10 protein-coding genes and 1 pseudogene are annotated in these 12,948 nt (G+C 58.5%); 10 read left to right on the forward strand and 1 reads right to left on the reverse strand.

What is annotated here, in order from left to right:
• The first annotated feature begins 902 nt into the window (after positions 1-902).
• From ACVMB1_RS02020 to ACVMB1_RS02045, 6 genes are all read left to right on the forward strand, one after another.
• Complete coding sequence (locus tag ACVMB1_RS02020) at positions 903-1,079, forward strand: hypothetical protein (protein WP_176731411.1); 177 nt, start codon at positions 903-905, stop codon at positions 1,077-1,079.
• A 447-nt stretch (positions 1,080-1,526) separates the two neighbouring features.
• Positions 1,527-2,354, forward strand: a complete 828-nt coding sequence (locus ACVMB1_RS02025; protein WP_069280036.1) for a type IV toxin-antitoxin system AbiEi family antitoxin domain-containing protein — start codon at positions 1,527-1,529, stop codon at positions 2,352-2,354.
• Entirely contained in the window at positions 2,351-3,334 is a 984-nt protein-coding gene (locus ACVMB1_RS02030; protein WP_069280035.1) for a nucleotidyl transferase AbiEii/AbiGii toxin family protein, read from the forward strand. The genes ACVMB1_RS02025 and ACVMB1_RS02030 overlap by 4 nt, the downstream gene beginning before the upstream one ends.
• A gap of 434 nt (positions 3,335-3,768) precedes the next feature.
• Entirely contained in the window at positions 3,769-4,230 is a 462-nt protein-coding gene (locus ACVMB1_RS02035) for a hypothetical protein (protein WP_253587775.1), read from the forward strand.
• 19 nt (positions 4,231-4,249) lie between these two features.
• Positions 4,250-4,981, forward strand: coding sequence for a hypothetical protein (locus ACVMB1_RS02040; protein ID WP_253603430.1), 732 nt, complete (start codon positions 4,250-4,252; stop codon positions 4,979-4,981).
• Positions 4,982-5,111: 130 nt separating this feature from the next.
• Positions 5,112-5,786, forward strand: coding sequence for a hypothetical protein (locus ACVMB1_RS02045; protein WP_069280033.1), 675 nt, complete (start codon positions 5,112-5,114; stop codon positions 5,784-5,786).
• A 148-nt stretch (positions 5,787-5,934) separates the two neighbouring features.
• On the opposite strand, the gene ACVMB1_RS02050 is transcribed toward ACVMB1_RS02045, so the two are convergent.
• Entirely contained in the window at positions 5,935-6,804 is an 870-nt protein-coding gene (locus ACVMB1_RS02050) for a LysR family transcriptional regulator (protein WP_301322241.1), read from the reverse strand.
• 745 nt (positions 6,805-7,549) lie between these two features.
• Between ACVMB1_RS02050 and ACVMB1_RS02055 the strand changes: the two genes are divergently transcribed.
• The 4 genes and pseudogenes from ACVMB1_RS02055 (at position 7,550) to ACVMB1_RS02070 (ending at position 12,664) form a co-directional block, all read left to right on the forward strand.
• Positions 7,550-8,848 (forward strand): glycoside hydrolase family 28 protein, encoded by a 1,299-nt coding sequence (locus tag ACVMB1_RS02055; RefSeq protein WP_069280032.1) that lies wholly within the window; start codon positions 7,550-7,552, stop codon positions 8,846-8,848.
• 235 nt (positions 8,849-9,083) lie between these two features.
• Positions 9,084-10,075 (forward strand): annotated as a pseudogene (locus ACVMB1_RS02060) (pectinesterase family protein).
• A gap of 32 nt (positions 10,076-10,107) precedes the next feature.
• On the forward strand, positions 10,108-10,350 hold the full coding sequence (locus tag ACVMB1_RS02065; protein WP_253587770.1) for a hypothetical protein: 243 nt from the start codon (positions 10,108-10,110) through the stop codon (positions 10,348-10,350).
• 58 nt (positions 10,351-10,408) lie between these two features.
• A complete protein-coding gene (locus ACVMB1_RS02070; protein ID WP_253603422.1) occupies positions 10,409-12,664 on the forward strand; it encodes a hypothetical protein in 2,256 nt (751 codons plus the stop codon).
• The last annotated feature ends 284 nt before the right edge of the window (positions 12,665-12,948 follow it).

Genomic DNA, 12,948 nt, shown 5'->3' on the forward strand with positions numbered 1-12,948 from the left:
ACATTTCATCACGGAATAATTTTGGAGAGTTCCATGCCGGCAGGATCATGGTCCGCTGAGGAAGAGCAAAAGCTGTTGCAGTTGATCCGGGAGACCGCGCTAACGCAGCGCGAGATCGCGCAGAAGATCGGCCGTACCGAAGCGGCCGTCGTGGCTCGGCTGACGATAATTAGAAGGCGGTCCACGGAGCTGAATTAGGACCGGGGACCTTGCGGAACCATTCGGGAAAAGTGGCATAGGCCTATGCAAGGTCCGGAGGTTGTCGCGGCAACTACTCACCGTACCATGTGGCGCGGTTCATTCGCGTGGTTGCCGCTAGGGGCGTTCAATCACGCCGCCACTCATGACGAGTGAGGTCGCTTAATCGCGACCTCCCTCAATCACAGTGAAGTTGCGCGTTACTAGGACAGGCCGGTTCGGCTCCAGCGGCAACACCGCATCCAGCAAATCCCCGATAGTCCACACGCGCTCAGCAATACCAAGCGCGACTGCTGGCGTAGTGCGCAACGCCTCATGTACGGCAGAGATTATAGTGAGCCACGTACAGTCTCACGGCTGCGGCATGGTGATCTAGTTTCTTTGAGAAGCCGTTGGTGACCCTCACAGAAAAACCGCCCCCATATTGAAAGAGGCCGCCAACTGAGGCGTCTCGATCTCACATGAATATTGCAAACGCAGCGATAGCAATTGGGCACAGTCCCAGCACCACAATGGTCGCCCTACAAAGTAGGTCATTTGGTCATGACACAACCCCTGCGTGGGGTTGAAGTCTAACTCCGGATATTCGGCAAACCAAAGTGCAGTTTGTGCCACGCTAGGAAATTTATCGCGCGCTAATTGGCCGCCAACTGAGGCGGCCTTTACTCTCCCAGTTCTCTGAGGATGCGGTCCCGGTGCTAAACGTGCAGTACCTGGCACGAGTAAAAGTTATCGAGCAGTTTCTTAGCTTCCTTCAGGTCGTGACCATGACCGGCGAGCCGCTCTATACGTTCCTCTTGCTCGGCAATGTGTCTCTCGCCTTGCGCAACGTGCCGTTCCGCTTGCTCCAAATGTTGAACCTGCATTTCGCGATACGCTGATTGAAGGTGGTCGGGCATGGCCGCGCTCCATCACCTATGCAGGGGGGAGCGCTCTCAGTCTCTCAGCCACCGACGCCTACGGGCAGAGCCTCGGTCGGTGATAGCGATAGCGTATCACGTTCCGTTTCCCCTGGTTCGTTCTCCAAGATTAAATCCTGTAATCTGGATCAAAGGCCGGACATGGGCAGAACATCGATCGGGCGGCTTAGTAGTCCTACCGAGAACAACGGCCAAGCTACAGTTTCCGTCGCCTAATCCGAACTAGGACACTCTCAAATTCAATCTAGGACACCGGGACTTAAGTACGGACAGCACCTCCGGTTCGAACTCCGCCGCGCTTATTGTTGTAGAGTTTAGGGTATTATATACCTTAAATCATGCATTGAAATGCACTTTTCCTTGCGCGTTGTAATACCTGGGGTATAATATACCCTAAGGAGCGCACCGATGGTTGGACCGAAAGGGAAGGTTGAAAGGTTTCTATCTTCACATCCGGTCTTCACCCGGACCGAGTTCCGCGAAACCGTATCTCCCGGCCAGCCACTCTCGTCGTCCGACTCATTGCTTAAGTACCACGCCGCCTCAGGACGAATACGCCACGTCGCGCCAGGTGTGTATGCTTTCGTCCCGCCGCACCTGAATCCAGCGAACTTCCATCCCGACCGGATTTTGGTCGCATCGCGCATACGCGCCGATGGTGTCGTCGCGTACCACACCGCACTCGAACTGCACGGGCTCGCCTATTCGGAAAGGTCTCAGACCCAACTCCTCAGCGGAGGTCGCCCGGGCGAGATAAAAACGCTCGTTGGTCCCGTCAGGTTCGTCGCGCAACCCGCCTCGCTGCGCCGTCGCTCCGAGGAAATGTCTGGCACGATCACGATGGATCGCCGCGGTCTCGACGTTATCGCGACCGGCGTCGAGCGAACACTCGTCGACTGCATTGATCGCCCGGACCTGACCGGCGGCGTCGAGGAACTCGCAAACGCGCTCCACAGCGTCAAGGCGTTCGACGTTGGCAAATTCGCGAAGTTCGCGCTCGGTCGCGACAACCAGACGCTCGTCGGCGTGTGCGGTGCCTGGCTTGAGAGCCGGAAAGACGATCTCTTCGTCGACAAGCAGGTACTAGACGAACTGAAGCGTGCCGCCCCGCCGGCACCGCGGCCCGCGCTGGGAAGCGACGCCAAAGGCCATGCGATTGAAGCCTGGAACGTCGTCCTGCCTTCGGATTTCCTCAACCCGTCCTTCGAAGGGATGTCACCGGAGATGATGCCGTGATCTCGCTCGAACGCCTCGAAAAGATTGCCACCGATGTCTCGTTCCAACCGGCCTCGATCGAGCGCGTCATCCGGTTGATCGACGTGCTCCACCAGATCGCGAATGACCGCGAGCTCGGGAAGCTGCTCGCACTCAAAGGCGGCACCGCGCTTAACTTGTTCTATCTCGCACTCGACCGGCTTTCCGTCGACATCGATCTGAACTACGTCGGTGCCGCGGATAGAGAAGCCATGCTGCGGGATTCCAAGATCATCAACACGCGCCTTCCCGCGCTCCTGCAGAGCAAGGGTTACGAAATCGGCCGCGATCCTTCCGGTCAACACGCCGGCGGCAAGTGGCGCTTCAGGTACATCTCGGCCTATCGGCGGCCAGGCACGCTGGAAGTGGACGTGAACTATCTCTTCCGGACGCCGTTCTTCGGCTGGGAGAGGATGAATTCCGCAAAGCTTGGCGACTACGAAGCGAGGAATGTCGGCGTAGTCGACCTCCACGAAATCGCCGCCGGCAAGATCGTTGCCCTGGTGGCCCGGCGGGCTTCGCGCGATCTCTACGACGCCTGGAGGCTACTGCAGAGCGATAACATCGATTGGGCCCAAGTTAAGGTCGGAGCGCTTGCGATCGGCGCCGCATCCCGAGATCTGGATTGGCGCACGGTGTCGCTAAAGGACTACAAATACGATCTCAACGACCTGAACAACAAGCTGCTGTCCGTGGTCAAGAACGGCATGTTCGAGGCGGAGGGCAGCCCCAATAAGTGGTGCGACCGGATCCTAGCGGAATGTCAAGAAAGACTGGCGCCGCTCTTCAAGCACAATGACAGGGAGCTGGCCTTCCTCGACGCGCTCTACGACCGCGGAAGCATCGAAGTCGATACGCTTCCTGTAAACGACGATGTAAAAAAACGCATCGAAGCCTTTCCTGCGCTCCGTTGGAAAGCGCAACATGTCGCGCAGAACTTGGGCCGGAAGCCCGCCACCTGACCAACGAGTCGAGACGCGAACGTCACGTAAAGCCAGCAGCGTGTCCACTATGCGATAGAGGACATTCAACTCGGTCTCTGTTGGCAGTTCCGAACCGATCTGGTCCAAGGACGTGCAAGCGGATGCCGACATCCTCTGAGGGGCTGCCGATGAAGACGCCATCGCCCTCCTGCCGGAGCAAGGGATCCGTTTCCAAGTGGACGACCCGCGCGACTAAAATTCGTGTGCCGGCGGTCTGCGTTATGCGCGATCATTAAATGTCGAAACGTCGCGACGAGAAATTGCTGCGGCTCATATCGCTGCTGTATGCGTGATAAGCGATGCTCGTTCGGCGCCACTAATCGCCGAACGCCAACTATCAGTACCGCCCCGAGACCTAGCGTCTTATGTGATCTTGGACCTCAACGAATATCCTTTCGGCCGAATTCGAAAATATGAACATTTTCATCCTAAAACGAGCTCTTTCAACAATTGCTGAAATAATGACACGTCATGGAATCAGCACGATGGAATATTTTATGGTTGAGAGGTTCCGTTGGGCGCGGGCTTCCGTCTCGCTTAAACGTGCCCGCTATCAACGATCGCATCGCGATAGTGGTCAAATGGTTGATCGAGCCGGAACTGAAATCTATCTTCCTGCCGGACTCATAAGGTTGCAGGCTGGGAAAATCGGCTCTGGACGCCGTGGGCGTCACGTGTCAGCGGCGCTGGAAGGCCTGAAAGAGCATACCTCTCGCAACGATCTCTCCGGCATCAGGCTTGTCAATTTGGTCGCCATGTTGCCCGCGCTCCTGATCGCGGCCATTGCTCGGCTTGCGGCGACCAACGATAGAGCGGGCGACGAATGCCACTTGGCACAAACCACGGCTCCGTCAGGTTCTCGAAAGCTTAAGTGACTGTGGACGTGAGGCAAGCGTGGACCCGCACGATCGTCACCTATCCAGTGTGGCAGCGTCTTCACCGGTACAACAAGACGTCTCGGGAGATCTGCGGCCGGAACAAGAGGTCTTTGAACGGCAATTGCAAGCGGCGGGATCGGCCGTTACGGCGATGCTCGACCGGCGGCCCGGCCGTAAACCTCCTCCCAACGTGTCTATCGAGGATCGCGACTACATTTACGCTGTCGTCAAGGGCACTGCCAAACGCCGGAACCTCTCATCGGAGACGGCCGAGAAATATACCCAGATGCTCTACAAGGCGGCGAATTATCTCGGGGAGCGCGGCCAGTCGCTCAAAGGGAGTGATGATGTTGCCTTGAACCACCTCTCCAGTTCGGTCTTCAAGACGAACAAGCATGTGGGTATTGCGTTGCGGGCCCTTCAAAAACATCGTGGCGGTTCATCTGCTAGCAGACGTGCCCCGGACGCCCCAGATGGTGCCATTGTTACTGGGCGCATACCTACTGCTTCGACCGAGGCTGACAGGCCGCTCATTGAAAGCATCATAGCGGATGGCATCAAGAGCAAGCATTGGGCTTCGACCACTGTCCAGCACCATGATTCGATTCTCCGAAAATTGTCGAACAGCCTTGGGACCCGAGACATGACGCTTGCTGGGACCAGTGATGGTGCGCTGTTCGATTACGTTCAGGAAGTTTTCCCTAAAAATTGGAAAAGAATGACTGCTTCGCTGGGGGTCGCTTCGTGAGTATCGGGAGGCGAATGCCTCAGGAGCTTCGGAGCAAGGGTCTTTGGCGGCAAGCGGGCTTCAACAGGCTGGGGGTGAGGCTAGTGCGCCGCCGACATTAGATGTCGTACCAGAGGAGCTTCGGCAGTGGTTGGATGATGAAGCAGACGAACCGCTTATCATGGCGGACAATCCAGAGCTTTTGCGGCGGCAACAGGAACTTCGCCAACTGATTGGAGATCAACGGTCTCCGCAGCCGATTGCCGGCGATCCGGACGAGCTGAATTTCGATCCTGAGGACTTCACTGGCCGCCCGGCGAAGCTGAGGCGACTGCTGAATGATGAATCAACGCACTCGCCGGTGTCCGCAAGCCGAGAGGAGCTTCAAAGATTGCATCAGGAGCTTCAGGATCGGCGCGACGATCAAATCACCAGCCGGCCCATCTTCATCGATCCATGGGAGTTCACTTTCGATCCGAAGCAGTTTCCTCCTGGCGAGCTTCGACGACTGCTGGAGGACGAACCGATCACGTCAGGGGCGGATCAGGTCAGCCGCCAATTGCCCCCTGTCCAGCTGAACTTAGAGGAGGTTATCTACGATCCCGAACAGTTCCCTCCAGGGGAGCTTCGGCAACTGCTGGATGATGAACCCGCGCAATTGGAGGCGGATCCGCTGGACAGCCAAGTGGTCGCCTCTATCGATCGAGGGGATTTCGCTTTCGATCCGGAGCCGTTTCCCTCATTGGAATTCCAACGCTTGCTCCGTGACGAACCTGCCGATTTGGAGGCTGATGATGTGCTGCGCCGGTTGCCAACCGATAGCTAGAGCACGATGAGAGCATGCTGCGGACGGCGACGTGTCAAGCAAACTATGTCAATGGAATCCGACAAGTTGTCCGTGTGTATTGGGAACGATGGTCGATTCCGACCTGAGGTCGATCCGTGGCCGAGATCTCTAGCGATCGACGAAGTTGTTACCGAACGAGTATACTGGGTTGATACTGTTGGTCGTCGAATATTCGCTTCACCCTCTGCACAAGCTTGGCCGCAACTTCCTTTCGTAGCCCCGGCCTTGCACAAATGACAGCCCTGAGATCAGGCAATGCTGGTAAGTAGTATTCTGGCGATTGAACTAAATCGTCCGGCACGCAGAACGTAGGCAATGCAGTCAAGCCCAAGCCAAGTCGCACGGCTGACAATCTCACCAAGTGGTCAGTGGTGTGAAGAACAATCCTGTAAGCGGATCCCATCCTATCCAGTGGACCGATCATCCAATCGTGGTCAGGAAGCGTTACGATCGGAATAGGAGTACCCGGACGGAGAACGAATTCGTGCGAGCGAACCCAGGTGGCCGGAAATGCCCGTTGTTCAAGGACAATTTTTGAAAGATCGGAATCTACGTCCGTAGCGAAAATGCAGGCTACGTCTATGTAGCCCTCGATCAAGCCCTTGCGGATCGTGCTGGAGTGATCCGCGCAAATAAAGGGATCCGAAAAGTCATCGCTGCCGGCTCGTTCTAAAAGTCCTTGAGCAAAGAAATTGCTGAGGCCAACCCGATGTACGGTAGCGTTGCCATGACCAGCGAGCCTTAACATCTGATCGTTGGCCTCGAGTATTATGCGGGCCTGTCGGAGGACGAGTTCGCCAAGGCTGGTGACGGTTGTGCCGTTGGGCGTTTTGACAAACAGTTGCCCGCCAATCAATCCCTGCAAGCGTTTTACTTGAGCGGTCACCGCAGGCTGACTAAGCCCGAGCTTGCTCGCGGCTTTGGTCAAGCTGCCCGTCTCAGAAATGGCTACAACGGTACGAATTGACTCAATTGGAAGGTTTAGCGCTCGTAGCATTATTCCGCACAAGAATCACGAACTTGCATTGGTTCTATCATTGTAGTCGCAATATCACACCGCAGCCAAAGCGCTATCCAAAATTCGGCCAGTGCGGCTAACGGTGCAAAAGATCATCCGTACAAAGCGTACAGACCTTAGGGGGGCCACCGCCGCACGGCAACGTGTCGTATCAGCTGCGCTCAGCGGTGGGCATCCGCTCGGTTCGTCGCACCTGAAAGCAACTTCTCTCTGAGCTGCTCGCTCGGAGGCATTCGATAAATTTTTGACCTGGCAACCAGTTTCATTGACGTCGATCACACCGCGCGCAATAGACAGTCTCGTGTTCCGGGTCCTAGCGACGGGGATTGCCTGAAATTATCTCTTTTAGAAGTGTTGCCGACAACGCTGTTCGATCTCGGACAAATGCAGTGCCGGGGCTCGGTTATTCAATCACGAGCATAGCCATTGAGCGGCCTGATTGCTTCGCGTTCCTTTCAGGGACCTGAGTTTTCCAGAGCTCACGGCGCCTCCTCCCTTGGTTTATTATTGGCCCTCGCTCACGAAGCGACACCTGACATGGTGCTTCGACTCTGCCTCGGTGCGTCAAGAGGTGCAGTCTTGCTGACAATAGTGAGGCCCACGCTCTCCTTTGCGGTCTTATAAATGTCATCTTGCGCGGGCCAGTGAGAGCAAGCGGCTGGCCGATCGGCCGACGCTCAACCCAGGTCAGACAATCACGCGAAGAGGCAAAGAGACGAGGTCGATGACAAAGCTTTTTCGTGAATGGGTCCTATTGTTCACCGTCGCCTTCATGGTTCTCTGCTCCGAAGCAGAAGCGCAAGATCGCCGCACCGTCACTGAGCCTGTTGCACCTCGCACGGTCTGTGACCGCCCGGTGCCGTCCGGCAAGAACGACACGGTCAGGCTGCAAGATGCCATCGACAATTGCCCCGCCGGTGCTGCGGTTTATCTGGGGCGTGGCGAGTTCCGGTCGGGCTCGCTCCAGATGAAATCGGGCGTGACCTTATGGATCGGACGCGGTGCAACGCTTTTCGCGATCCCCGAACCGGCTGCTTACGACAAGGGCCGCGGACAGTGTGGGCGGATCGGGGCTAAGGGCGACGGTTGCCGGCCGTTCATTAGTTTCTCCAAGACACGCGGCGGCGGCATCTATGGCGACGGCATCATCGATGGCCAGGGCGGTGCACCCATGGTCGGCAACGCTGAATCCTGGTGGCAACTGGCCCGCCGGGCGCAAGCCGAGGGTGGCAACCAAAACGCCCCGCGTTTGATCCAGATCGATCATGCGCAGGACATCACGGTGTCTGGCGTCACCTTGCGCAATGCGCCCAATTTTCATGTCGCGATGAACCGGGTCGAAGGTGCCACGTTCTGGGGCCTCACGATCGATGCACCGGCCGATGCCCGCAATACCGACGGCATCGACCCCGGCGCCAGCCAGGACGTGACCATCACCCGCAGCTTCATCCGCACCGGTGACGATAACGTGGCCATCAAGGCCGGCGACAATGGCCCCGCCCGCCACATCTCCGTGACTGACAATTATTTCGGCTGGGGGCACGGGATGTCGATCGGCAGCGAAGTGAATTCCGGTGCCAGCGACATCCTGGTGCGCAACCTGACCCTGGACGGAACGACATCTGGACTGCGCATCAAGAGCGATGTCAGTCGCGGCGGCCTGGTCGAGCGAGTGACTTATGAGAACGTATGTCTGCGGGGTAACCGATGGCCGGTCGCGTTCGACACGAAATACGATCCACGTGCCCAAGGCATGAGAATTCCGGTCTATCGCCAGATTGTTCTGCGCCATGTGCATGGCGAAAATGGTGCGCTGCTGATGCGTGGAGTCGACGATAGGCACGCCCTTGATGTGGTGCTCGAGGATGTTCGGTTTGCCGACACCGCTACCTGGCAGCTCGAGCATGCCAATGTGACGGCCGATCATTCTGACGTGTCGCCGCCTCTGCCCGGGCGAGCCACAGGACAGCTGTCGCGCGGATGGGAGGGATGTGCCAGAGCATTCCGCGACCGTATTGAGTAAGTGCATGCCGAACCTTTAGGCCGGTCAGATCTCCCTTTGATGCGGCTTTGAGTTCCTGGAATAAAAGGCTACGACGCTGACGCCTCATGGCGGACGACCGACGGGGTTTGGCGCGGTCGGACATTTCCGTTAGTCGCGCGCGAGTTCCGGATCGGTGAGGAAACGTATTGACCAGACTCAGCTGCCGTATCGCCGCGGCACTTTGTACCGACTGCATGGAGCGTGCAGCGCGCCAATGCGAGTTTCTGTGCTGTTCGCTGCGGTTCTGGCCGGATATGTCTGCATCTCGACGGCCCATGCTCAGCCACTTTTGGTCTCGCGTGCCGAGAGGGCGGCCTATCACTCCGTTCAAGCAGCCATCGACGCATTACCGGCCCAAGGCGGGGATATCCAAATCGCGCCCGGCATTTACCGCGAGAAGGTCAAGGTCTCTAAATCTGGCGTTCATATTAGGGGCTCCGGCAAGAGGCCGGACGATACGGTCATTGTGTATGGCGACGGGGCGATCAATGTCGGAGGAACCGCTCATTCTGCGACGCTGGACGCCTCCGGTGATGATTTCCGGCTCGATAATCTCACGATCCAAAACGACTACGCGCTGAATCCGGCCAATTCATCTTCGCAGGCGGTGGCGCTGTCGGTTACCGGAGACAGGGACGTTATCACCCGCGTCCGCCTGCTCGGTGCCCAGGACACCCTGTTTGCCAGCAAGGGGCCGAACGGCCGAATGTCGCGGCAATACTTCCGGAGCTGCTACATCGAGGGGCATGTCGATTTCATATTTGGGAATGCCAAGGCCTATTTCCGGCAGGTGAGTTACACGGCTTGGCCAATCAAGCGGTCGTGTATACCGCACAGAGCAAGGGCACGCCGGACGAGGACAGCGCCTATGTTTTCGACCATTGCAGGCTGACTGCCGATCCCGCCGCGGGCTATGTTGCGCTTGGCCGGCCTTGGCGCCCTTACGCTACAGTGATTTTCCTGTCGACGAAGATGGATGCACCGGTCATGGCGGAAGGCTGGCGCGAATGGACTCCGGGCCAAACCAATAAACTGAGGGCCGCCAACTATGCCGAATACAAATCTTCCGGCATCGGGGCCAATCCCGCAGGCCGTGAGCCTCACTCTCATCAACTGACCGATAGCGAAGCCGCGAAATGGTCGCTCGGCGCGTTCTTCGGAGATGCCACAGATTGGCTGTCCGGCTACCACCAAGATAGGACATAAAGACACGTTCTCGAAGAAGGCGTTTTGACGCCATGACGCCGTCCCAGCATGGACGACGGCGACGTAAGCTTTTGTTGGATTCGAGCGGACTATCCGCGGCGGCTGAACAGCAGGCAGGCTGCGATGCCACAGCAGGCAGGCTTTATGTTGCATCTTTCAGAAGAACCTACGCGATCGCGACTGCTTGGGGCGAGACGTTGATCTCGTCAGCTTTTCGAAAGCTTGCGGCCGCACAGATCGCGGATCTGATTGTCGCCGAAACTGCTGCCGCCTGACCGGAGTTCGAACTTCGGCCGGCTTGTGCAGGACCTCTACCATTGGAAGGAAAGCAGGATGGATCCAGTCGACCCATTCTTCGATTCAGGAGCCTGGATGGAGCAGTACGCCGCCCAACAGGAGCGGGCAGGGCAACGAAGGGGCAACGCAGGCCAGCAAGGCAACTTTGAGCGGCAGATGGCGGATTTGCAGCTCGATTCATCTGACGCGAGCTATGTACCCTCAGCTTCACAAGATCGGGCTCCTGCGAGAGGCGGTCGGGCGGTCCGGCGGGACGATTTCGGCGGCTCGATGCGGATACCACCGCATGCCGCTCTTAGGGACAGCGCGCTCGGCGGGACTCGCCGCATCGTCGACATTCCCCGTATTCAACTCGGAGCCTCGGCGCAACTGCCGCAGTTCAGTCTGCAGGATGATCTGTTCAGCAGTGCGCGCTGCTCTATGCCGGATTCGGAGTCCGCGGTTCAGGCCAAGAGTGGCAAAAGCCGCGGACTATGGTCGCGCTTCAAGTCGGGAGTGGGCAAAGCCCTCGGGGGGAGCAGCAGCGAAAAGTCGTCGCGTAAGGAGACGCAGCCTGAGGTCTTCTCAACGAAATTTCGAGTGGATCATGCCAGGCAGCCGGGCCGGGCTCGCGGAGGGCCAGTCCCTGCGGCGGACGAGACGCTCATAACGGATTTCAGAAACAGAGCGGCCGGCAACCTGAGCGATGGCACCATCAAGAATGCGGCAGCCGATCTGCGCCATTTGAGCGCGCGCCTGAGTGCGAACGGCAGGCCATCGATAGCCGATCGAATTCGCCGCGAATTGGAAAACGCGCAACTGGAAAATCCGGAGGTGGAAAACTATCAGCTGGAAGCTGAGCTTGATGCAGATGTGGAGACGTATGCAAATGACCGCGGCAGGCGCATCAAGGCGGCCTTGAAAAAGCTCCGGGAGGTCGGTGCCGGAAACACCTTGTTCGCCGACATCCGCCGTCTGGAACCTTATCCTGCGGACGCAACACTCATCCGCATGTGGGCCGCAGCGGAAAGGGCGACAGGCAGGGTCGAGCCGGAGACAGCCGATCGTCAGGCGCGTCGCCTTTCGAGGCTGAGTGACTGGCTGCGATCGCACCACAGGCCCGCGATGGCTGACCGGCTCTTCACCCCAGAGCTCGCACAGGACGTCGAGGCGTACAAGCAAGAAACCCAGGACAGTAAAATCAACCCCGATTTGCTCAGGCTTGGGCGCTACCAGCAAATCCTTGAGGCGAACAGGGCGCTCGGATTGGATCCTGAGGACGGTGGGCAGCCTGCTGGCGAAGGCGCTGCACACGCGCACTTGCCGCAGGAACTGCCGGCGACGCCTGCCACGCCGAGCGCGGGAGCTTGGGATTGGCTCGGCGAGCAGATCCACGGACCGAGCTCATCACTGCCAGCGCCGTACCACATTTCGCAGGCCGGTCCCTCGCAGCAGCGTCCCTTAATGCCAGCCTCCCCCAGCGGTGCTGCGTGGGATTGGACGAGCGAGCAGGCCCACGGACCAGCCTCATCGGCGCCTCGCTGGGCTCCACAGCCGGATCTACCGCTCGGGCTTCCTGCAACTCCAGCCAGCTTGAGCCAAGGCGCTTGGGATTGGCTCGGGCAACATATGCAAGAAGGTGGGTCACCGTCGTCCGTCAGGCCTCGGTCGTCAAACATCTACAGCGGTCTCAATCCCCTGATTGATCTGGATCCGCCTACACCGCATGACTTGCGTGACGATGCACGTTCAGTGCCGGCACCCGAATTTGGCGGAACGCCCTCGTTCGCTGGACCCTCGGGGGCCGTACAGGGACTGCGGGACATTGGGGCCATCGTTGGGCCGGACTGGCGCCACGGCTCCCAGGCGGCTGAAGACGTCTTGGTTGACGTCCTGGGCAACATCAATCTGCTGCCAAACCAGTTCGGGCCAAGTCAGTTTATGATCAACGATGAGCGCTACTCGGCCACGTTCGGACCAGGAGGGCGCCGGGATGTCCGCCTGATCCATCACCCGCGCGCAAGCCAGCTAAACCAACCCGGGCCATCCGAGCTGCTCCATCAGCCCCCGCAGATGGTCGGAGCCAGTCAGCCTCGTGAAGGTGCGGTGGACCTTGGGTATCTGATCCGCGGCGGATGGGAGCATCGCGAACGGTTCCTTCCGCCCTACCTTGTGCGCGTCCTCGAGGGCCAGCGCATCATGCCGGAGGCCGGACGCCCGACCTATTTCGACATCCGCGGCGTGCCTTACCGGGGCGAGTTGGTCGAAAGCGAGGGGCGCCGGCGCGTTCGCATTCATCCTGAGCTTGGCTGAGGGACGTAGGTCGGCTGCAAATCTCAGGCCCGGGCGGGCTCTGCGCGCGCGTTCAACAGCACGGCCTATCATTGGAAGTAGGGAAGGGGCATGGCCGGAGCAGTCCAGCCGCCCCTTTCAGAATCAATCAAGCTCGGTGGATTTTGTGCTCCATCTCTCAGGCTTTCACAAATCGCCCGCCAATCAATCAGTCGCTCAATAAGCGCAACAGTTCGAACCTATTCGTGCTCGACGCCCACAGCGCGGAGCGCAGACGATCGCAATCGCAAAAAGAATGTGGGGGA

This window comes from Bradyrhizobium sp. USDA 4504 (assembly GCF_054063995.1).